The organism is Rhizobium sp. Root1212 (assembly GCF_001424985.1).
In the GTDB taxonomy this organism is placed as follows: Bacteria; Pseudomonadota; Alphaproteobacteria; order Rhizobiales; family Rhizobiaceae; genus Pararhizobium.
In genome coordinates, this window is record NZ_LMDA01000001.1 from 1,297,171 (window position 1) to 1,318,001 (window position 20,831).

The window sequence follows — 20,831 nt, forward strand, 5'->3', positions numbered from 1 at the left end:
AAGGTTTGAAGAAAATCCTCCGATGTTGCAAGTGCTTGCAACACGGCCCGGATGCTTCGGCCCCTGCAATGGCCAATCCGGCCTTCACCTCACGACGGAGCGGCGTTCGGTTCAGGCCAGCGGGCGATCGCTTCGCGGCCGGCATCGTTGAGGCCATAGATGCCGCGGTCCAGCCGGTCGAACCAGCCGTAGACATTACGCAGCAGGATGGCCGCGGCATCGGGGGCGACAGCCTTCAGGTCGCGCGGGCGCAAGGGGCCGGCCTCAAGCAGGCGGGCCATATCGAGGGTGCGCTGGCGATAGGCGGTCATGACCGGCTTGCGCGTCGCGCCGCCCAGGGTCGGATCGCCACGGCGGCGTTTGTGCTCAGCAACGAGGCGGGAACGGCGTTTCGGGTTCTTGCGCGGCTGTGGGCTCTCGGGACTGACGAGAATATCGACCGTGCCCAGATCGGAAACGCCGAGCATGCCGAAGCCGAGGCGGCGGCAGAGATCGCGGAAACGGCGGTCGCGCTCGCGGCCCTTGCCTTTTGCCGAGACGCGGGCGGCAATCCAGACCTCGTCGCTGGCGGCCGCACGATCGACCGCCTGCAGCACCAGTTCGAGGTTGAAGGAGAGTTTCAGTTCACAAATGACGACGACGGGAGGATCATCGGCGCTGAGGCCGACGATATCGCAGCCGCCGATTTCGCCTTTCACCGTAAAGCCGGCCTCTTCGAGAAACCGTTTGATGGGCTGATAGAGTTCGGTTTCCAAACCGTCTTTCCTTCACGACGATTCGGATGATGGTCGCCGGGAGGCAAATGACCGGAATCGGTTCCGTTAGGCAAGATCAAAGCAGGGCCTGAGCCTCGACGAAGGCGCGGGAGATGGTGGCGAGCTTGACCGCCTGCCAGTTGAGATAGGCATCGGCGAGGCGCTTGGAAATCCAGGCATCGCCGCCATAGGGTGGCTCGCTCCAGCCGATATCGCCGACCTGCTGGGCGCGGGCGAGAAGGCGGATGACCTGGCTGCGGGAGACGCCGTAACGGGCAACGAGGCTGCGGGGGCGCAAGGGGCCGATCGGGCAACACGGCCCTCCTTCATGCGGGAAGGAGACGCGGGCCACCAGATCGTGCAGCAGGTTGCTGCCCATGCCCGACAGCGTGAAGATGGCGACGCTTTCCGGCGGATCGGACCAGCTTTCGTCATCGAGCAGGGCGCGGGCGATGCGTGGCTGGGCGTGGTGGAGAAGTGCCGGATGCGCCTGCGAAACCGCAAGCCGGCTGCCGCCATCGAGGCTGTCGAGCGCCGCGAGATGCCCGTCCAGCCAGGCGCGGATCAGCCGCAGGGCATCATCGCCGGGAATGAGCGGACGGGTGCGCAGATCGCCCGGCGCCTCGACGGTGAAAATGTGGAAACGCCGCATCTGCAGAAAATGGGCGGAAATGGTGTTGCGGCTGGCGTAGCGCTTCAAGGGCTCGAGCTTCAACAGCCGCGAGACCGTGAGACCGCCCGGATCGGCACCGGTCAAGCGGTCGAAATAGAAGGACAGGGCGGCCTGGGTGATCAGCCAGCGACGGAGATCGGAGACGTAATGGACGACCCGAGGCGTTTCGTCGTGAATACCGGTAAGTTCGCGCCCGATTCGGGTCAGGGTCTCTTCCAGATTCGGCAACAGAAACAGGCTGGCGAGATCGTATGCCGGCTGCGGCCGAGACGGGTCAGGATTTGCCGCGGCGGCCGGCATCATGGCGTTTCCCGATGGAAGGGTTTGCGATCCACACGCTCATCCCGGAAAAGCCCGAACCCATTCTTTCCACGCCCCCGAGGGGACGACGTCTTGGAAAGAATGTTCGGAAAAAGATCAGCATTAACAATGCTGAAAAATGGAATGGTGCCCAGAAGAGGACTCGAACCTCCACACCCTTTCGGGTACCAGCACCTGAAGCTGGCGCGTCTACCAATTCCGCCATCTGGGCGACGGGCTGGGATGTAAGGGGATGGGCGGCAGGTGTCAACAGGGTTTTTTCGGATTTGTGTCAGCGGCATCAAAAAAACTTTCAAACCGCTGTTTTCAAAACAAAATCTTCGTCAACATTTCCGGCCGGCAACTTATCCGCGGCGCTGGCCAAAAGCGCTGATCCGTTTCAAGCCCTCCGCCAGCAGCGACTCCGCAGCTGCTTCGCCCTCCGCTTCGACATAACAGCGCATTTCCGGCGCGTTGCCGGAGGGCCGGAAATGGATGACGCTGCCATCGGCAAGCGTCACCCGCAGGCCGTCGATATCGCTGGTGCTCTCGGGCCGGCCGATGCCATCGAGGAAGGCGGCGAGATTTTCAGGCGCCGAACGCAGCTCGGCCATCAGCGCGGCGCTGGTTTCGGTCGGGAAATTTTCGATGCGGTCGGCCAGAGCGACCGGGAGCGCGTAGCTTGCCGCAAGTGCCGAGAGAGACAGGCCCTTGCCGCTGGCAAGCGCCAGCACGGCGAGTGCCGGCAGGAAACTGTCGCGGGTCGGAAGCGCCGTGAGCATCGTTCCGTTGAGGGTGAGATCGGTCGCAAGCAGCGTACCGCCATTGGCTTCGAAACCGACAACGGCCTTTTTGCCGGCTGCGACGGCCTCCTCCATGCCGGCGATGACATAGGGCGAGCCGACGCGGGTGCGCAGGACAGGCAGGTAGCGCTCCAGCCCGGAATTGGAGGTGACCGGGGTCACGGCAATCGACGCACCAAGGTAGCGGGCGGCGATGAGGCCAAGCAGATCACCGCGCAGGGGCAGGCCGGTTTCATCGGCGACCAGCGGCCGGTCGCCGTCGCCATCGGCGGAGACGATGGCGTCAAGCTGGTGTTCGCGCGCCCAGCCTTTCAGGCTTTCGACGGTGGCGGGGGAGACGGCTTCGGTATCGACGGGGATGAAATCGACGGAACGGCCGAGCGGGACGATGTCGGCGCCATAATGGGAAAGAACATCGACGAAGAGATCGCGCGCCACCGTGCTATGCTGATAAACGCCGACGCGCAGGCCCTTCAGGGCGCCGGGAGGAAGCAGCGCCGTGTTGCGGGCGAGAAATTCCGCCTCGGCGGCCGCCCTGCCATCTTCCGCGGTGCCGGGTGTGGCGTCGATGGAGGCGGCGTCCGCCATCAGGCGGGCAGCTTCTGCCCCGATCGCCTCTTCATCCGCCTTGGCGATCTCGCCGTCGGGGCGGTAGAACTTGATGCCGTTGCGGTCAGCCGGGATATGGGAACCGGTGACCATCAGGGCAGCGGCCTTGTTCCGGCCTGCGTAGAGGGCAAGGGCGGGGGTCGGCACCGTGCCGCAATCGACGACGGAAAAGCCGGCGCGGCTGAGCGCGCCCGCACAGATCGCCGAAATCGACGGGCTCGAGGCGCGAAAATCGCGGCCGATCATGATGCTGTCGCCGGTCTTCGCCAGGCCGGAAGCCATGAGGTAACGGGCAAAGGCGGTGGCGTAGATGGCGGCGGTCGGACCGTCGAGATCGACCGAAAGACCGCGCAGGCCGCTGGTTCCGAATTTCAGGCTCAAGAATGTAGTCCTCTTGAAGAAACGACAAAAAATGACACACAATATAATCGAGCCGGACTATGGGCGGACAAGGGCGGCGAATGCAAGCCGCCCACTGCCGGAATAAAGCCGGGGTCTCGCGCGTCTCACAAGCAGCCTTCGCCGGCGTCGGTAGCCATGGGCTGCGGGAAGGTTTATCGTAAATGCCGACGTTGCGCTTTCGACAGGAGGAAACCATGTCGGGACTTCGCACTCTCGTTTTCGGATTGGCGCTCGGCGCGCTTTCCATTGCCACGCCGTCAGCCGGGGCCATGCCGCTCGCCACATCGGGCCTGACGGTGGCAAGCCCGGTGCAGACCATCGATTACCGCGGCTGGAACGGCACGGGCTATCGGCCGTATCGCCCTTACGAATATCGCCCCTATCGGCCATACCGGCCCTATTCGACGCCGTACTATTCTTATCGACCCTACTACCGGCCCTATTATCGGCCGGGCGTCAGCGTCTATGTGACGCCGCAGCCCTACTACCGGCAGACGGGAAACCTACATGTGGAATGGTGCCTGGCGCGCTACCGCTCCTACAATCCGCGCACCAACCAGTTCCTGACCTATGGCGGCATCTATAAATACTGCCAATCGCCCTATCGCTGACGGTCACGTGACGAGGCTGGAACCCCAGAGCAGAAGCGCATAACGCGCGGCCTTGCCGATCGTCACATAGGCGAGAAAGACGGCAAAGGGCGTGCGCAGCAAGCCCGCGACCAGCGTCAGCGGATCGCCGATGACCGGCAGGAACGAAAACAGCAGCACCGGGCGGCCGTAACGGCCGAAAAGCGCTTCGGCGCGGGCGCGATTTTTCGGCCCGACCGGGAACCAGCGGCGATCCTCGAAGCGGACCAGGAAACGGCCGAGCGCGAAATTGACGACGGCGCCGAGAACGTTGCCCAGCGTCGCCGCAAGGAACAGGGCAACGGGTGGGACTTCGCCGGCAAGAGCGGCAGCGACGACTGCGGCCTCCGAAAGACCGAACAGCAGCGTTGCCGAGATGAAGGCGGCGAAGAAGACGCCGGAAAGGGTAACGATCACAGCAAATCAGGGCCGGTCAGTGTGGCCGAGATCGCGCTCGGGCTCGATGATGTCGCGGACCCGCTGCTTCAATTCCTTCGGACCGGGAAAGCCGCCGTCGCGCTTGCGCTCCCAGATCAACTCGTCATTGACGCGGATTTCGAAATTGCCGCCCGTACCCGGAATAAGCGCCACCTCGCCGAGGCTGTCGGAAAAGGTCGAAAGCAGTTCCTGCGCCATCCAGGCGGCGCGCAGGAGCCAGCTGCACTGGGTGCAATAGAGAATGCTGATGCGGGGCTTTTCGGTCATCGCCCGGAGTTCCTTTCCTGCAGGGTGTTTCGCAATAGCCCGCCCTGCCCTTCACGACAACTGCGGACGGGCCTCACGATAATGTCAACTTAATTTATCAAGTTTTAGACCCCGGACGGTTGCCCTCGCCCGCATTCGCGGTGACATCATGCTGCATCGCAACAACCTCGGGGAAACCAATGAGCGACATCTCTTCCAGCCGCCCTCAACCCATCCTGCCCGGCCTCGCCCGGCTTTATCTACCGTTCGATACGACGGCGGAAACCGTGCTGCGCGTGGTGGCCGGCCTGCTTTTGGTCACGCATGGCTACGGCAAGATCATCAACCCCTTCGGGGCTGTCGGCATGGTCGAGGGGCTTGGGTTCTATCCGGGTGTGTTCTGGTCGCCGCTTTTGTCCGCGACCGAATTTTTCGGCGGCATTCTGGTCGCCATCGGGCTCTTCACACGGCCGGCGGCTTTCGCGGCGATGATCATGCTGCTCGTTACCGTCTATTTCCACGGCATCGTGCAGGGCGAAGGCCTTGGCGGCGCGGAAAAATCCATTCTCTGGGCCGCGATCTTCCTGTTTTTTGCCGTGCGCGGTTCGAATTCGCAGTCGGTCGATGCGAAGATCGGCAAGCAGGTCTGAGCGGCTTTCGTATGCGAATGGCGCGTGTTTACGCGCCATTCGAATGATTTCGCTTAAAACGGCAGCTTCATGCCGGGCGGGATCGGCAGGCCGGCGGTCAGCGCGCGGGTCTTTTCGGCGGTGACGGCTTCGGCCTTTTCCTTGGCGTCCTTGTGGGCCGCGACGATCAGGTCCTCGAGGATTTCGACGTCGTCTTCCTTGAAGAGCGACGGATCGATCTTCAGGCCCTTGAGGTTGCCCTTGCCATCCATGCGGACGGACACGAGACCGCCGCCGGAGGTGCCGTCGACTTCGAGAGCGGAGATTTCCTCCTGCATCTTCTCCATCTTGGCCTGCATTTCCTTGACCTTGCCCATCATTCCCATGAGGTCGCGCATCGGTTTTTCCTCTTCAAAGTGCAATACGTCTATCTAGTGCTCGATATCGTCGCCGGGAAGGATGTCGCCTTCCTCGGATTCGGCCGCGGCGACGACCTGCGGCTCCTCGGTTTCCGGGTCCGGCCCCTTGATGCGCACGTCGGCGATCTTGGCGCCGGGAAAACGGGCGAGGATCGCAGCGACATCGGGGTCCTGGCGGGCGTCGCTCAGGCGCTTTTCCTGCGCCTGCTGCTCGGCTTCGAGCAGCGTCTGCTGGCCGGGCTCACGGCTGAGGATGACCATCCAGCGGATGTCGGTCCATTCCTCCAGCCGTTTCTGCAGGTCGGCGACCAACGTCTTCGGCGCGTCATCGGGAAGGTTGATTTCCAGCCGTCCCGGTTCGAGATTGACGAGGCGGACGAAGCCGCGCACCAGCGTCTTCAGGCGAATATCGCGATTTTTCGCGCAAAGCTCGGCGATATCGGCGACGGAATTGACCGGCACCTTCGGCTGGGCCTTTGCGGCTACGCTCGCGACAGGCGCGACGACGGGCTTTTCCTCGATGCGGCCGACGGGTTGCGCGGCAGGCGCCGGTGTGTCGGGCACCGCGCGCAGCATGGTTGCGCCATTTCCGGTGGCGCGCTGTGCGGGCGGCGCGTCGATGCCGCGCGCCTGAGTGCTCGACCCCTGAAAGGACTGGGGCGCATTGCCACCACCGCCGCCATTGACTGCTGGCGTGCGACCGACGTCACTACCCGACAATTCGAGCAAACGACGGGCGGCATCTTCCGGAGCCGGCAGATGGGCGGCGTGGGCGAGACGGATCAGCACCATTTCGGCGGCACCGGCAGGGCGCGAGGAGCTTTCCGTTTCCGGAATGCCCTTCAGCAGCATCTGCCAGATGCGCGACAGCGTGGTCACGGCGATGCCGGAGGCGAACTCGACGCCGCGGGTGCGCTCGATCTCGCTCAGCGACTGGTCGTTGGCAGCATCCGGCACATATTTGAGCTTGGTGACGAGATGGGTGAAATCGGCAAGGTCGGTCAGCACCACGGAGGGGCTGGCGCCGGCTTCGTACTGGCGGGCGAATTCATCCAGGGTCGCTGCGACATCGCCCTTCACGATATGATGGAAGAGATCGACGATGCGGGCGCGGTCGGCAAGGCCGAGCATGGAGCGCACGGCCTCGACCTCGACCCGGCCGGCGCCATGGGCGATTGCCTGATCGAGCAATGACAGGCCGTCACGGGCGGAGCCTTCGGCGGCGCGGGCGATCATGGCGAGCGCATCCGGCTCGCCCTCGACGCCTTCCTTGCCGAGAATGGTGGTGAACAGGCCGACGAGATCGGTGGCGGCGATGCGGCGCAGGTCGAAGCGCTGGCAGCGCGACAGCACCGTGATCGGAACCTTGCGGATTTCGGTGGTGGCGAAGATGAACTTCACATGCTCCGGCGGCTCTTCGAGCGTCTTCAACAGGCCGTTGAAGGCCTGGGTCGAGAGCATGTGCACTTCGTCGATGATATAGACCTTGTAGCGCGCCGAGACGGGGCGGTAGCGCACCTGCTCGATGATCTCCCGGATATCGTCGATGCCGGTATGGGAGGCGGCGTCCATCTCGATCACGTCGACATGGCGGCCTTCCATGATCGCCTGGCAATGCTCGCCGGGGATACGCAGGTCGATGGTCGGCTTGTCGATCTCAGCCGTCTTGTAGTTCAGCGCGCGGGCGAGGATGCGGGCGGTGGTCGTCTTGCCGACCCCGCGCACGCCGGTCAGCATATAGGCTTGCGCAATGCGGCCGGTCTCGAAGGCGTTGGTGAGCGTGCGCACCATCGGCTCCTGGCCGACCATCAGGTCGGAGAAATCCTTCGGGCGGTATTTTCGCGCCAGCACGCGGTAGGCGGCCGGCTTTTCCTGCTGAGAGGGGGAAGTGTCTTCGCTCATCGCCCTTTATATTTCCCCGATATAGGGCCGGTCGGCGGCCTTCTCCCCAAGGAGAGAAGGCTGCGGAAAGGTGGGAGGCTGGCACGATGACCCGTGCCGGGGCTCGTTAGGGCTGCTTCCTTCCGGACCTGACCCGGTTGGCGAGTGGCTCGTCCACCACCAACCTCCCGGCTTTCATATCGGCAATATCGTCAGCAAAAGCAAGCCAAGCCTTCAAAAAACTGCTATCGATGTGCAAAACAACGATAAATCGCTGATGCCCGGAGACGCCCTTGCCTGCCTTTGATATCGATGAACGCCTGAACCGCGACGGCCTGCTCGTCGCCACGCTCGGCCTTTGCCAGCTACGCGTCATGAACGACCGCCGCTGGCCGTGGCTGGTGCTGATACCGCAGCGCGACGGCATCTCCGAAGTCTTCGAGCTGACGCCGCTCGATCAGGCGATGCTGACCTTCGAGACCAATACCGTGGCTGAAGCATTGAAAAAAGTGACGGGCGCGACCAAGATCAATATCGGCGCACTCGGCAATATCGTGCGCCAGCTTCATGTCCACATTATCGCCCGCAGCGAAGGCGACGCCAACTGGCCGGGTCCCGTCTGGGGCTTCGGCACGGCCGAGCCCTGGAGCGACGACGAGCGCAAGGCATTCGCAGCCCGCATTCTGGAAAATCTCTGATGACCACATCCATCTTCGACCTGCACAGCCCGCATCCCGAACCCAGCACGCTCAACGCCTTTGCCGAAAACCATCTCGACCGCCAGTCGGAGCACCGCACCGACGACTGCGTCGAAAAGGCCTTCAAGGCCGAGGGCGCCCATGTCTTTGCCTTTTCCGGCAACCGGCTGGTGGTGAAACACGACGAGAAGATCATCGATCCCCTGTTTGCGCCTTACGAGCTCTCCGGCCTGCAGCCGGAACTGGATGACACCATCCTGCTCGGCTTCCTGCCGAACGGCGAACCAAGGCTTGCCGTGCCGATCGGGTTGACCGAAGAAACCCTGCCGGAACCCTTCAAGCTTGCCGACGGGCGCACGCTCTACCGCCAGCAGATGCTGACTGACGAGTTGCTTGGCCAGTTCGCCCAGGCCTCCAGCCTGCTGACATGGAATGCCAATAACCGCTTCTGCGGCAAATGCGGCAGCCCTACCGAAATGCAGGCCGGCGGCTACAAGCGCGTCTGCACCGCCTGCGGCCATTTGTTCTTTCCGCGCACCGACCCGGTGGTGATCATGCTGACGATCGATATCGAGCGTGATCTCTGCCTGCTCGGCCGCAGCCCGCATTTTCCCGAAGGCATGTATTCGTGCCTTGCCGGCTTCCTCGAGCCGGGCGAAACACTCGAAAATGCGGTGCGCCGGGAAACACATGAGGAATCGGGCATCCGCGTCGGTCGCGTGCGCTATCATGCCTCGCAGCCCTGGCCGCTGCCGCACACGCTGATGATCGGCTGCTTTGCCGAGGCGAAAAGCCGTGACATCCACCGCGACGAACAGGAGCTGGAGGATTGCCGCTGGTTTACCCGCGAGGAGACCGCAGCCATGCTGGAACGCAACACCGGTATCCAGAGCGGCGAGCGCGGCCCGCCGCCGAAGGGCGCGATCGCCCACCAGTTGATGCGCGACTGGCTCGACTGGCCGCGCTGAGCAGACAAAGAAAAACCGGCGCCCAAGGGCGCCGGTTTTTCTTATTGGATGCAGATCAGAAGCTGCGCTGGAGACGGATGGTGGCGCCGAAGGCATCGCCATCGCCGCGCTCGCCGCCGAAATCGGTGTAATCCAGTTCCGGCATCAGCATCAGGCCGTCGGTGACCATGTAGACGACATTGAGCGCACTGGCGAAGGTGCCGTCCTCTTCATAAGCGGCCTGGGCGTTGATCGTGGCCTTCTCGGTGACCTTGGCGGCAAAGCCGCCCCATGCGGCCCAATCGCCGTTCCAGGCGCCGAAATAGTTGCGGCGACGTGTGTCCTGCGGGCCTTTGTGGTTATCCCAATCCGACTGATAACCGCCCATGACCCAGGCGGAAAAGACATCGTTGAAGACGACATCGAGGCGAACCTTGCCGGCAAAACTGTCGGCGAATGTGTCGTAGCCACCGACTGCGGCGATGCCACCCCAATCCTGCTCGTATTTCGCGCCAGCGATGGGCATCGGCCAGTCGCCCTCATTGTAGTAGACGGTGGTTTCCGTCGGCACGGTATCGACCGTATAGCTACCGGCGCCCCGTTCGAGGCCGATCAGGGCGCTGAAGCCGTTGCCGGCGTCATAGACGTAGCTCAACTGATCGGTGCGGTCGCCGGTATAGTCGATGACGTCGTCGTTGATGATATTGCCGGCCGAATTCAGCCAGGTATCGAAGCGCGAATCGGCATGGCCGGCGCGGAAACCGGCGGCCTCGATATAGGCGCCGTTGATATAGGCATCGCCATCCGACTCGAAACGAAGGTCGATCAGCGAGCGTACGGTGCCGATTTCGGTATCGTTCTTGGCGTCGAACATCAGGCTGCCGCGGGCGAAGGTCGACCAGCCGATATCTTCGCCGGTATAGGGATCATCGCCGGCGCCGATCTCGAAACGGACATAGCCGCCGATCTTCAGGCAGGTCTCGCTGCCGGGAATATAGAAGAAGCCTGCGCCGAAAGCATCGCAGACACGGACATATTCCATCGGCTCCGGCTCTGCGGCAACGACCGCGTCGGCAGCATGGGAGGCCGAGGCGGTGGCAAAGGCAGCGACCGAGCCAGCAAGAAGGGCTTTGATATTCATAAGGAATCTCCGTGTCACATGCTGGGAACCAGCATTCAAGCCGCGGCGGCGTGTCGGTTCGGGAGGGTATTCGAACCAGGCGAATCCGAGTCGCGTCGTCGGGGGGAGGAGATCATGCAGGGCGCAAACGCGCTATCCCGAAAAGTTGCCGATGATCGGTAAGGGCGCAAACTGTGGCCGAGCGTGACGAAAACGCCACGCCCAACCCCTCGCCCTAAAGCGTCAGGCGCATTGGATGCGCCCGGTAAGTTCCGAGAATCCTTACCTTTTCGGAGAAATAGCGCAGCTCGTCGAGCGCCTGGCGGACATGGACGTCCTCCGGGTGGCCTTCGATATCGGCATAGAACTGCGTGGCGATGAACTTGCCGCCGAGCTGGTAGCTTTCGAGCTTCGTCATGTTGATGCCGTTGGTGGCAAAACCGCCGAGGGCCTTGTAGAGGGCGGCCGGGATGTTGCGGACGTTGAAGACGAAAGTGGTGACGATCACGTCCTTTTCCGCACCGCGGCGCACATCCTGCGGATCGCGCGAGAGCACGACGAAGCGCGTGACGTTGTTCTCGGTGTCCTCGACATTCTCTGCAATGATTTCAAGGCCGTAGAGATCGGCGGCCAGGCGCGGCGCGAGCGCCGCCATGGTGCGGTCGCCCATCTCGGAGACGAGCTTGGCAGCACCGGCGGTATCACCGGCGACCACCGGCTTCCAGCCATTGGCGCGGACGATCTTGCGGCACTGGCCGAGCGCATGGATGTGGCTGTGCACGGTACGGATCTCACTGCGCTCGACGCCCGGCAGCACCATCAGCTGGAAGCGGATCGGCATGAAATATTCGCCGACGATGTGCAGGCGCGATTCCGGCAGCAGGTGATGGATGTCGGCGACACGGCCGGCGATGGTATTTTCGATCGGGATCATCGCCAGATCGGCCTCGCCGTTTTCGACCGCGAGGAAGGCATCCTCGAAGGTCTGGCAGGGCAAGGGCTCCATATCCGGGAACATATCCCGGCAGGCCATGTCGGAATTGGCGCCGAAATCGCCCTGGAAGGAGATCCTGTTGGTCTTGGTGATCATGGGGTCAGCCTTTCGCGGCAAGCAGGCGCCGGGCCTTTTCGAGATCGGCCGGGGTATCGACGCCGAGCGGCACGGAACGAACGACCTCGACATCGATGCGCATGCCGGCCTCAAGCGCCCGCAACTGCTCCAGCGATTCGCGCTTTTCGAGCGTCGAGGGCGACAGGCCCACGAATTTTTCAAGCGCGGCGCGGCGATAGGCATAAAGCCCGATATGATGGTAGAGCGGACCCTTGCCGTGAGGTGCGGTGGCGCGGGTGAAGTAAAGCGCCCGCAGGCGATCCTCCGCGATCGGCGAACCGACGACCTTCACCACGTTGGGATTGGTCTTTTCTTCCTCGTCCTCGATTTCGACCGTCAGGGTGGCGATATCGACGGCTTCGTCTTCGAGCGGCCTCAGGGCAGCGCGGATGGTTTCCGGCTCGATGGTCGGCAGGTCGCCCTGGACATTGATGACGATCTTGGCACGGCCTTCCGGGTCGCACTTCAGAAGGGCTTCATAGATGCGGTCGGAGCCGGACTGATGGTCGACGCGAGTCATGACCGCTTCGAAACCGGCTGCCGTTACGGCATCGAACGTCTCCTGATGATCGACGGCGACAACGATTCGGCCGACATCGGCATCCTTCGCGCGCAATGCCACCTGGACGATCATCGGCAGGCCGCAAATATCGGCCAGCGGCTTGCCCGGCAGGCGGGTCGAGGCCATGCGCGCGGGAATAAGAACAAGAGTTTCATGCAAATTGTCGCTGGTCATGCTTTGGCCTTCAAAGTACACAGGAAAAGTGTCAAAACGTCACGGACCTGCGCGGATAATCTCTGTTGCAACACAGAGCCAAAAGACATAGGTTCCGCGCGATTTCAAGATGGGCCGGTTTTTTGTTTGTGCCGGCTGTAAGGGGAGCGTTTACAGATGAACTCATATGTGAACATGGGCGTAGGTGCCTTGCTGGGCACCGTCTTTGTTCTGATGTCCGTCTCGATCGCGTCGGAGGGCATTTTCCACTCGGAGAAACCCGAGAAGGAAGGTTTTACGATCGTCGCCGAAGAAGGTACGTCGGAGGCGGGCGGGGGCGCCCAGGCGGAAGCCGAAGTCGATATCAAGCCGCTGCTGGCGAGCGCCGATGCAAGTGCGGGCGAAACCGTCTTCAAGAAATGCGCAAGCTGTCACACCGCCGAAAAGGGCGGACCGAACAAGGTCGGTCCGAACCTTTGGGGCGTCGTCGACCGGCCGATCGCATCGCATGAAGGTTTCAGCTACTCGGCCGGCATGAAGACCTTCGCCGAAGCCAACAAGACCTGGACCTACGATCACCTGAGCTTCTTCGTCGAGGCGCCGAAGAAGCACGTTCCCGGTACCGCCATGGGCTTTGCCGGCGTCAAGAAGCCGGACGAGCGCGCCAACCTGATCGCATGGCTGCGCCAGCAGTCCGACAGCCCGTCGCCGCTTCCGGACGCATCGGCAGCAGCCGCTCCGGCCGCAGGCGAGGCACAGCCGGCAGCGACCGAAGGCGAGGCCAAGCCCGCTCCGGCCAACTGAACCAAACAGCGTTCTGCACAAACAAAGCCCGGCCGCTGCGCCGGGCTTTTTCTTTTCCGCTTACACCAGAAGCAGCGTCCAGGCCGAAACCGAGACGACGCCGAGCGCCGTCGTCAGCGTGATGGTGGAAGAGGCAAGGCCATGGCCGACATTGAAGTGATTGGCGATCAGCCAGGCATTGACGCCGGTCGGCACCGATGAGGTGAGCACGAGCGCCGCCGTCCAATCCCGATCGAGGCCCAGCAGGTGGCAAGCGGTGAAGACGCTGGCCGGCAGCACGATGAGCTTCAGGCCCGTCGTGACCGAGGCAAGCCCGAGATTGCCGGAGAGGCCGTATTTATCGAGCGCCATACCGATCGAAATCAGGGCTGCGGGCGCGGCAACAGCGGCGACCTGATCGACGACGATCTTCACCGGGCCACCGAGCGGCGTGCCGATGAGATGAAACAGCGCGCCGCACGCAAGGCCGATCACCAGCGGATTGCGCACCAGATTGCGCAGGATGCCGCGCAGAAGCCGCGCCGGGCTCTGGGCGGGCTTGCCGCTGGTCTGGCGCTCGGCGCGCTCCATCAGCACCGTGCCGGCGATCATCATCACCGGAAGGTGCACCGAAAGCAGGATGGACAGCGCCACGAGGCCGCTTTCGCCGACATTGCGCGAGACCAGCGGCAGGCCGATGAAAACATTGTTGGCGAAAGCGGAGGAGACGCCCGACAATACGCCGATGCGCGGGTCGCGTCCGAAAATCACCGTCGCGGCGAGATGGCCGAGCGTCCAGGTGACGGCGACGCCGGAGAAATAGGCGACCCAGAGCAGCCAGGGCGAGCTGCCGCTGAATTCGGCCTCGGCGATCGTGCGAAAGAGAAGCACGGGAACGGCGACGCGGAAGACGAAATCGCTGAGGCCATCGCCCACCGTCGCCTTGAGATAGCCGAGCCGCACGACCAGCCAGCCGATCAGGATCAGGAGGAAGATCGGGACGACATTCAAGAAGATTTCGGACATGGGAGGATGGCCCTGGGAGGGAAGCGGTTTTCACTTTTATGGCCCCCTAAAGCCCTCAGGCAACGGCAAATCGCAGCCACGCCGATTTTGCCGCGCACATTAGAGAGCCCTTTGAAAGTCATGCCGGCGCAAGCCTCGCATGTAAGATTTAGCATGCGAAAACCAGCCTCTTCGAAAGGCAAGCCCGTGAACGAGAAATGGTGGCAGGAACCCGTCGTCCTGGAACTGGGCGGGATTGGAAAATACCGGGTCGTTCGAAACACGCGCGAGGCGGCAGAATGCCTGCTCGACCAATGGCCGGTTCATGACGGCACCGCCTACAAGGCGGCCATCCGCATGTGCCGCCACGTGCTTTGCGGCGAGCAGCCGGTGGACTATGCGCGGCAGGATTTCATCGCCGCAGCGGTCGAGGCTTTCATCCACGTCGATCAACCGCGCTTTTGACGGTTTAAAAGCGGAACATTCGAGAGGAGATGGCGTTCCCTTTTCAGAAGGAAACGCACATGACCACGGAACGACCGCCCTTTTACGCCCATAGCGACGACAGGTCCGATCTGGAGGGCGAGGCGCTGGCCGGCAAGGTGCTGCGCTATATCCGCTATTCGACGCTGATCGACACGTCCGGCCTCTCGGTTATGGCCCTCGGGCGGATGGTGGTGCTGAGCGGCACCGTGTCCTGCGAGGCGGAGATCGGCTGCGTGGAGGATGCGGCAGCGTCCGTGATCGGCGTGCATCTGATCGAAAACCGGCTGGAAGTGCTGACCCATTGACGCGCAGCCGCGGCAAGGACGCGCGGTGGGTGGTTTTGTCGCAACTTGCGATATTCCCCGACATCATGGAAAAGTCTATTTAGAAGCATGTCCAGCGGAGGTGCGAGGCTGTCTTGCGTTCGAACCTGCAGGGAAATGCTCTGGAAGCTGGCGTTGCGGGGCGCAGCGCAGACCGAAGCGGCATGGGGGCCGGCAGCCGATGACGACACGCTTGGACATCCACAATTCGAAGACCCCCAATCTCTGTCAAAGCTGCGAAATCCGTCACAAGGGTATGTGCGGCGCCTTGAGCACCGAAGAGCTGGTGACGCTTGCCCGCCACACGCGGCAGGTGCGCCACGATGCCGGCGCGCAGCTTTCCAGCGAAGACACGCCGATCACCTCCTATGCCAACGTGATGCGCGGCGTGTTGAAGCTGACCAAGGTGCTGGAAGACGGTCGCCAGCAGGTCGTCGGCCTGCAATTCGCGCCGGATTTCGTTGGCCGCATTTATGGACAGACTAACGATGTCTCCGTCGAGGCGGCCTCGGATGTCGAGCTTTGCCGGGTTCCGCGCGCCGCGCTGGAGCAGATGGTTGCCGACAACCCCAAGCTTGAGCGCCGGCTGATGGAACAGACGCTGCGCGAACTCGACGAAGCCCGCGGCTGGATGGTGACGCTCGGCCGCAAGACCGCGGCGGAGAAGGTGGCAAGCTTCCTCCACCTCATCGCCACCCATATCGACCCTCTTGGCGAAACCGTAGACGAGGCGGCGGTAGAATTCGACCTGCCGCTGTCGCGCGCCGATATCGCCGATTTCCTCGGGCTGACGATCGAGACCGTATCGCGGCAGATGACCAAGCTCAGGACGGCCGGCGTGATCACCATCGTCGCCAACCGGCACATCGTCGTGCCGGACCTTGCCCGGCTCAAGGCGCGCTGCGGCTGAGGTCTACAAAGGCCTCCTCGCCCGAGCCTGCGAGCAGCAGTGGCATCAGCACATCCCTGTCGAACCAGATATGCCGGCGCATGGCGGCAAAGAAAGTGCGCAGCATGTAGCCGAGCGTTTCCGCCGACGGTTTCGGGTGGCCCCAGCCGCGGGCGCTCAGCGCATCGTAAAGTTCTTCGGCATAGGCGTCGTCTTCCAGATGCTCGTAGCGCAGGCGGTCGATGACGGCTGCCAGCGCCGGGGACGCGGCGGCGCGGTCCTGCAGCAGAGGAAACAGCAACAGTTCTTCCAGCTTGTGGGCGCGATCGACGACCGCCGGGATCGTGCGGGCAAGACGCAGGCAATGGAGTTTGTCGAGGCCGGCCGGCAGCGCATCCGCCATATGCTCCAGCGCGTCGCAGAGCGCCAGTTGTTCGCCCCAGATCTCCGACAGGGGCGCGAAGGATTGTGTTTCAGCGGCGCGGGCGTGCATGGGCCGTCTCCGGGTTTTCGTCGTTTTCGATGAAGATTCGCTCGGCGGCGCCGTCGAGGTCTTCGTACTGGCCGCTTTTCAGCGCCCAGAGGAAGGCGACGAGGCCGAGGCCGCCGAGGAAAAGCGCAACGGGAATAAGAAACAGCAGCATGGTCATGGCGCGGCGACCTCCAGCGCGGGAGCCCTGCCCTCGCCTTTTTCCGGCTGCAGCGTGGGTGCTCGCAGCCGAAGGGCATTGGCGATGACGAGGATCGAGGACACCGACATGGCGATGGCGGCGACCAGCGGCGTGACATAGCCGAGGATCGCGACCGGGACGGCCAGCGCATTGTAGCCGATCGCCAGTGCGAAATTCTGCCGGATCAGCTTGCCGGCCTCGCGCGAGACCGACAGCGCCAGCGGTACGGCCGACAGGCTTTCGCGCAGGAAGACGAAATCGGCGGCATTGCGGCCGATATCGGCGGCGCTGGCCGGCGCCATCGAGACATGGGCGGCGGCAAGGGCAGGCGCATCGTTGAGGCCGTCGCCCACCATCAGGACGGAATGCCCCTCCAGTGCCAGTTCGTTCAGCCGGCCGACCTTGTCGCCGGGCAGCACTTCTGCCTGCCAATGATCGATGCCGAGGGCTTTTGCGGTTTCGGTTACGGCGGCGGTGCGGTCGCCCGAGAGCATTTCGATGGCAATGCCGGCTGAACGCAGGGTGGCGATGACCTGCGGTGCGTCGGCACGCAGCCGGTCGGTGAAGGAGAAGCCGGCGCCGCAAGCTCCCTCGACGCCGAGCACGGTGGCGGCACCAGCGGCCGTTTCCGGGTCGCGCAGCGCCCAGCAGGCGCGGCCGAGGCGGTAGCGCTTGCCGCCGAGCTGTGCCGAAATACCGAGGCCGGGATGTTCCCTCACCTCTTCGAACGGCAGTGTGGATGCCGGATAGGCATCGACGATCGCCCGCGCGCTCGGGTGGCGCGACAGGGCGGCGAGCGCGGAGGCGATCTCGAGCGCGCGGGGGCTTTCACTGAAGATCGATGTGGCGACGGGGTGACCGGCGGTGAGCGTGCCGGTCTTGTCGAAGACGGCGGTGTCGATCTCGGCCAGCCGCTCCATCGCCGAGCCGTCCTTGACCATGATGCCGTTTTCGAACAGGCGGCGGGCGGCGACGACCTGGACGATCGGCACGGCAAGGCCGAGCGCGCAGGGGCAGGTGATGATCAGCACGGCGATGGCGATGGTGATCGCCCTATGCCAGTCGCCGGAGACGAAGAGCCAGCCGATGCAGGTGAGAAGCGCAGTCAGGTGCACGACCGGCGAATAGAGCGCGGAGGCGCGGTCTGCGATGCGGCGATAGGTGCCACGGCCGCTCTCGGCGGCTTCCATCAAGCGGACGATTTCGGCGAGAAAGGATTCACGGGCGACCGCCGTAACGCGGATGGTGAGCGGTCCCGTGAGGTTCAGCGTACCGGCGCGGACGGCGTCGCCCTTGTTTGTCGGCTGCGGTGCGGATTCGCCGTTGACGAGGGAGCAATCCATGTCCGACAGGCCATCGACCACGATGCCATCGACCGGAACGCGCTCGCCGGCGGCGACGAGAAGCTGCATGCCGACCGTGATTTCGCCAAGCGGCAGATAGTTGCGGCTGCCGTCCTCGCGCAGCACGACGGCGCCTTTCGGTGACAGCCGGACGAGCCCTTTCACGGCGGCACGGGCGCGGTCGCGCATGACGTGATCCAGCGTGCGGCCGATCAGCAGGAAGAACAGCAGCGAGACGGACGCATCGAAATAGGCATGCTCGCCATGATGCAGGGTTTCGTAGAGGCTCATGCCGAAGGCGAGCGAGACGCCGAGCGCAATCGGCACATCCATGTTCATGCGGCCGTGCTTCAGCGCATTCCAGGCGGAACGGAAATAGATGCGGCCGGCAAACAGCAGGGCCGGCAGGGCGATGAGCGCCGAAAGCCAATGGAAGAGATCGCGCGTCGCGCCATCGGCTCCCGACCAGACGGAGACCGACAGCAGCATGATATTGCCGGCAGCAAAGCCGGAGACGGCGATGGCGCGCATCAGCTCGCTGCGGGTCTTGTCGCTTTCGGCCGCCTCGGTGTCGAAGAGATGGGCGGGATAGCCGAGCCCGGACAGTTTCTCGACGAATTGCGGGGCACCGTCGTCCTTCCAGCAGACGGTGACGCGGCGGCTCGAGAGATTGACGCGGGCGCTCTCGACATTGTCCAGGCTGCCAAGCTCCCTTTCGATCAGGGTGATGCAGGCGCCGCAATGGATGGCGGGCACGGAAAGCTCCGTCTGCATCAGGCCGTTGCCGAGGGCGCGGCTTTCGAGCCTCAGTTCGTCGATGCCCGGCAGCCGGGTGGCATCGAGCCCGCCTTCGGTTCCGGGAGCGCAGCAGCTCATTTGAAGACTCCATCGTGAATGGTGATGCGCATGGTGCTGCGATAGGGCGTGTCGAGACCGGCATCCGCGTTGATCTCGACCGACCAGATACCGTCACGCGGGGTATCCGCGGAGGTGAGCAGACCATCTGCAGCGGGCGTCAGCGTCGTCGTCCAGTCGGCCCCCTGATAGGCGGGGTGGCGGAAGATGGCGGATGCCGAGCGCACGGCCACCGGCTTGCCCGTCTTATCCGTCAGCCGGTAGCGGAAACGACCGTCGGCGATGGCGAAATCCATGCTCCAGCCCAAGGCCTCCTGTTTGCGCGCGGCGGCCAGCCCTTCGTTGAAATGCTGGCTCGCCACATAGGAGTTTTCGACGACAAGGCCGGTCCAGCTGGATTTGGCGAAGCTGAACATCACCATGTTGACGGCGATGACCGTGCCGAAGAAGGCGACGAGGATGGCAAGCATATGCCGGCCGGTGAATTCGCGGGGACGGGAGGCTGCGGTTTTCATTTCTTTGTCTCCGGCGTTTCAAAGCTGGCGCGGTAGGTGCTTCGCTCAGCGCTGCCGCGGTCTTCGGCGATGAAATCGAAGCTGACGGCGCCGGGCGCCGCATCTGCCGACGGCTGGCGCACGAAGAGTTTGATGGTGCGCAGCCGGTCGGGCTCGACCGGCACGACGAGGGTGCCATCATCAGCGGTTTCGAGCCCTGTCGCCGTCATCGTGGCATTGGGCAGGCCTTCCATGCGCAGTGTGAACGCCCGCGGCTCCGGCCGCATGTTGAGCAGCTTGACCGTATAGCCGTTGCGGATCGAACCATCCGACAGCAGCACATATTGCGGATTGCGATCCCTCAGCACGTTGATTTCCATGCGGTCGCGCGTTGCCAGCCCGACGAGAAGGCCGACGCCCATCAACGCCCAGAGGCCGGCATAAAGCAGGGTGCGCGGCTTGAAGACCGTCTTCAGCTTCACGTGGGAGAGCGCCGGGGAAAGCCCGCCGCTCGATGTCCGCACCAGCGACGGCGTGATCGGCCGGGTGCCGCCGGCGGTCGCGATGGCCATATTGGCGTTGTAATCGTTGAGGGTGGCATAGGAGATCAGGCCGCGCTCCCGGCCGAGCTTGTCCATCACGCCGTCGCAGGCATCGATGCACAGCGCGCAGGTGATGCATTCCAACTGCTGGCCGTCGCGGATATCGATGCCCATGGGGCAGACGGCGACGCAGGCGTTGCAATCGACGCAATCGCCCGCCGGCGTTCCGGCGGCGGCCGCCTTCTTCTGGTGCCGGCTGCGGGGTTCGCCGCGCCAGTCGTTATAGGTGACGGTAAGCGAGGTCTCGTCCAGCATCACGGCCTGGATGCGCGGCCAAGGGCACATATAGGTGCAGACCTGCTCGCGCATCAGCCCGCCGAAGGTATAGGTCGTGGCCGTCAGCACGGCGATGGTGATATAGGCGACGGGGGCGGCCTCGCCGGTCACGACCTCGCGCAAAAGCGTCGGCGCATCTGCGAAATAGAAAATCCAGGCGCCGCCGGTCGCAACCGCGATCACCAGCCAGATCGAATGCTTGACGCTTCTGAGCCAGAACTTGCGCACGCTCATCGGGGCGGCATCGAGCTTCATGCGGGCGTTGCGGTCGCCCTCCACCCAGCGCTCGACAACGAGGAAGAGATCGACCCACACCGTCTGCGGACAGGTGTAGCCGCACCAGGCGCGGCCGACGACCGAGGTGACGAGAAACAGGCCGATGCCGGCCATGACCAGCAGGCCGGCGACGAAGATGAATTCCTGCGGCCATATCTCGATGAAGAAGAAATAGAAGCGGCGATTGGCAAGATCGACCAGCACGGCCTGATCCGGCGCATAGGGTCCGCGATCGAAGCGCAGCCAAGGCGTCAGATAGTAGATCGCCAGCGTGATCCCCATGACGATCCATTTGAAGCGGCGGAAATTGCCGGAGGCACGCTTGGGAAACACCTTCTTGCGCGCAGCATAAAGCGGCTGGCGGGTCTTGGCCGAATTGACGGCAACCGCATCCAGCGTTTCCACCTTCGGCGTGGCTTCTCTCTCGTCGAGCATCCGCATTCTCCAGACGGC

At 63.5% G+C, this 20,831-nt stretch carries 24 protein-coding genes, 1 tRNA gene and 1 other RNA gene; 8 read left to right on the top strand and 18 right to left on the bottom strand.

Annotated elements, in window-relative coordinates:
• Nucleotides 1–89 precede the first annotated feature (89 nt).
• From ASC86_RS06150 to ASC86_RS06165, 4 genes are all read right to left on the bottom strand, one after another.
• Entirely contained in the window at nt 90–755 is a 666-nt protein-coding gene (locus ASC86_RS06150; RefSeq protein ID WP_056317522.1) for a DUF2161 family putative PD-(D/E)XK-type phosphodiesterase, read from the bottom strand.
• Between the two features lie 76 nt (nt 756–831).
• Complete coding sequence (locus ASC86_RS06155) at nt 832–1,731, bottom strand: hypothetical protein (RefSeq protein WP_056317524.1); 900 nt, start codon at nt 1,729–1,731, stop codon at nt 832–834.
• Between the two features lie 142 nt (nt 1,732–1,873).
• Nucleotides 1,874–1,960, bottom strand: a tRNA-Leu gene (locus tag ASC86_RS06160).
• A gap of 133 nt (nt 1,961–2,093) precedes the next feature.
• Complete coding sequence (locus ASC86_RS06165) at nt 2,094–3,515, bottom strand: phosphomannomutase (protein ID WP_200943783.1); 1,422 nt, start codon at nt 3,513–3,515, stop codon at nt 2,094–2,096.
• Nucleotides 3,516–3,736: 221 nt separating this feature from the next.
• Here ASC86_RS06165 and ASC86_RS26490 point away from each other — a divergent pair, with 221 nt between their 5' ends.
• A complete protein-coding gene (locus ASC86_RS26490; RefSeq protein WP_056317532.1) occupies nt 3,737–4,153 on the top strand; it encodes a BA14K family protein in 417 nt (138 codons plus the stop codon).
• A gap of 3 nt (nt 4,154–4,156) precedes the next feature.
• On the opposite strand, the gene ASC86_RS06175 is transcribed toward ASC86_RS26490, so the two are convergent.
• Together ASC86_RS06175 and ASC86_RS06180 are read right to left on the bottom strand one after the other, a co-directional pair.
• Entirely contained in the window at nt 4,157–4,534 is a 378-nt protein-coding gene (locus tag ASC86_RS06175; RefSeq protein ID WP_244477542.1) for a VTT domain-containing protein, read from the bottom strand.
• A 60-nt stretch (nt 4,535–4,594) separates the two neighbouring features.
• Nucleotides 4,595–4,876, bottom strand: a complete 282-nt coding sequence (locus tag ASC86_RS06180) for a SelT/SelW/SelH family protein (RefSeq protein ID WP_056317536.1) — start codon at nt 4,874–4,876, stop codon at nt 4,595–4,597.
• Nucleotides 4,877–5,055: 179 nt separating this feature from the next.
• On the opposite strand from ASC86_RS06180, the gene ASC86_RS06185 reads away from it, so the two are divergent.
• A complete protein-coding gene (locus ASC86_RS06185) occupies nt 5,056–5,505 on the top strand; it encodes a DoxX family protein (RefSeq protein WP_056317539.1) in 450 nt (149 codons plus the stop codon).
• 53 nt (nt 5,506–5,558) lie between these two features.
• Here ASC86_RS06185 and ASC86_RS06190 read toward each other — a convergent pair whose 3' ends face one another.
• The 3 genes from ASC86_RS06190 to ffs all read right to left on the bottom strand — a co-directional run bounded on the left by ASC86_RS06190 (nt 5,559) and on the right by ffs (nt 7,973).
• Nucleotides 5,559–5,882, bottom strand: a complete 324-nt coding sequence (locus ASC86_RS06190) for a YbaB/EbfC family nucleoid-associated protein (protein ID WP_056317543.1) — start codon at nt 5,880–5,882, stop codon at nt 5,559–5,561.
• Between the two features lie 33 nt (nt 5,883–5,915).
• On the bottom strand, nt 5,916–7,805 hold the full coding sequence (locus tag ASC86_RS06195; RefSeq protein WP_056317546.1) for a DNA polymerase III subunit gamma/tau: 1,890 nt from the start codon (nt 7,803–7,805) through the stop codon (nt 5,916–5,918).
• A gap of 70 nt (nt 7,806–7,875) precedes the next feature.
• Nucleotides 7,876–7,973: signal recognition particle sRNA small type (gene ffs, locus ASC86_RS24945), an RNA gene on the bottom strand.
• Between the two features lie 104 nt (nt 7,974–8,077).
• Between ffs and ASC86_RS06200 the strand changes: the two genes are divergently transcribed.
• Both ASC86_RS06200 and nudC read left to right on the top strand, forming a co-directional pair.
• Nucleotides 8,078–8,482 carry an HIT family protein gene (locus ASC86_RS06200; protein ID WP_056317549.1) on the top strand — a complete coding sequence of 135 codons (405 nt, stop codon included), beginning with the start codon at nt 8,078–8,080 and terminating at the stop codon, nt 8,480–8,482.
• Nucleotides 8,482–9,450, top strand: a complete 969-nt coding sequence (gene nudC, locus ASC86_RS06205) for an NAD(+) diphosphatase (RefSeq protein WP_056317552.1) — start codon at nt 8,482–8,484, stop codon at nt 9,448–9,450. The genes ASC86_RS06200 and nudC overlap by 1 nt, the downstream gene beginning before the upstream one ends.
• Nucleotides 9,451–9,505: 55 nt before the next feature.
• Here nudC and ASC86_RS06210 read toward each other — a convergent pair whose 3' ends face one another.
• From ASC86_RS06210 to ASC86_RS06220, 3 genes are all read right to left on the bottom strand, one after another.
• The gene (locus tag ASC86_RS06210; RefSeq protein WP_056317554.1) at nt 9,506–10,570 is read right to left on the bottom strand and encodes a porin; all 1,065 of its coding nucleotides are present in this window, start codon (nt 10,568–10,570) and stop codon (nt 9,506–9,508) included.
• Between the two features lie 214 nt (nt 10,571–10,784).
• Complete coding sequence (locus ASC86_RS06215; protein ID WP_056317557.1) at nt 10,785–11,639, bottom strand: prephenate dehydratase; 855 nt, start codon at nt 11,637–11,639, stop codon at nt 10,785–10,787.
• Between the two features lie 4 nt (nt 11,640–11,643).
• A complete protein-coding gene (locus ASC86_RS06220) occupies nt 11,644–12,396 on the bottom strand; it encodes a 3-deoxy-manno-octulosonate cytidylyltransferase (protein ID WP_056317558.1) in 753 nt (250 codons plus the stop codon).
• Between the two features lie 156 nt (nt 12,397–12,552).
• Here ASC86_RS06220 and ASC86_RS06225 point away from each other — a divergent pair, with 156 nt between their 5' ends.
• Nucleotides 12,553–13,179: a cytochrome c family protein gene (locus ASC86_RS06225; protein ID WP_056317561.1), complete on the top strand. Its 627-nt coding sequence runs from the start codon at nt 12,553–12,555 to the stop codon at nt 13,177–13,179.
• A gap of 60 nt (nt 13,180–13,239) precedes the next feature.
• Here the strand turns inward: ASC86_RS06225 and ASC86_RS06230 are convergent, their stop codons facing one another.
• Nucleotides 13,240–14,184, bottom strand: a complete 945-nt coding sequence (locus ASC86_RS06230) for an AEC family transporter (protein WP_056317564.1) — start codon at nt 14,182–14,184, stop codon at nt 13,240–13,242.
• 186 nt (nt 14,185–14,370) lie between these two features.
• Between ASC86_RS06230 and ASC86_RS06235 the strand changes: the two genes are divergently transcribed.
• The 3 genes from ASC86_RS06235 to ASC86_RS06245 all read left to right on the top strand — a co-directional run bounded on the left by ASC86_RS06235 (nt 14,371) and on the right by ASC86_RS06245 (nt 15,882).
• Nucleotides 14,371–14,628 (top strand): DUF982 domain-containing protein, encoded by a 258-nt coding sequence (locus tag ASC86_RS06235; protein WP_156386911.1) that lies wholly within the window; start codon nt 14,371–14,373, stop codon nt 14,626–14,628.
• 59 nt (nt 14,629–14,687) lie between these two features.
• Nucleotides 14,688–14,954 carry a BON domain-containing protein gene (locus tag ASC86_RS06240; protein WP_056318359.1) on the top strand — a complete coding sequence of 89 codons (267 nt, stop codon included), beginning with the start codon at nt 14,688–14,690 and terminating at the stop codon, nt 14,952–14,954.
• A 199-nt stretch (nt 14,955–15,153) separates the two neighbouring features.
• Entirely contained in the window at nt 15,154–15,882 is a 729-nt protein-coding gene (locus ASC86_RS06245) for a Crp/Fnr family transcriptional regulator (RefSeq protein WP_056317566.1), read from the top strand.
• Here the strand turns inward: ASC86_RS06245 and ASC86_RS06250 are convergent.
• From ASC86_RS06250 to ccoG, 5 genes are read right to left on the bottom strand one after another with little or no spacing between them, the layout of a single operon-like run.
• Nucleotides 15,863–16,354: a hemerythrin domain-containing protein gene (locus ASC86_RS06250; protein ID WP_056317570.1), complete on the bottom strand. Its 492-nt coding sequence runs from the start codon at nt 16,352–16,354 to the stop codon at nt 15,863–15,865. The genes ASC86_RS06245 and ASC86_RS06250 overlap by 20 nt on opposite strands.
• Entirely contained in the window at nt 16,335–16,511 is a 177-nt protein-coding gene (gene ccoS, locus ASC86_RS24950) for a cbb3-type cytochrome oxidase assembly protein CcoS (protein ID WP_082509890.1), read from the bottom strand. The genes ASC86_RS06250 and ccoS overlap by 20 nt, the downstream gene beginning before the upstream one ends.
• Entirely contained in the window at nt 16,508–18,751 is a 2,244-nt protein-coding gene (locus ASC86_RS06255) for a cation-translocating P-type ATPase (protein ID WP_056317573.1), read from the bottom strand. Before ASC86_RS06255 ends, ccoS begins: the two co-directional genes overlap by 4 nt.
• Nucleotides 18,748–19,245, bottom strand: a complete 498-nt coding sequence (locus tag ASC86_RS06260) for a FixH family protein (RefSeq protein WP_056317576.1) — start codon at nt 19,243–19,245, stop codon at nt 18,748–18,750. Before ASC86_RS06260 ends, ASC86_RS06255 begins: the two co-directional genes overlap by 4 nt.
• The gene (ccoG, locus tag ASC86_RS06265) at nt 19,242–20,813 is read right to left on the bottom strand and encodes a cytochrome c oxidase accessory protein CcoG (RefSeq protein WP_056317579.1); all 1,572 of its coding nucleotides are present in this window, start codon (nt 20,811–20,813) and stop codon (nt 19,242–19,244) included. Before ccoG ends, ASC86_RS06260 begins: the two co-directional genes overlap by 4 nt.
• Between the last annotated feature and the right edge of the window lie 18 nt (nt 20,814–20,831).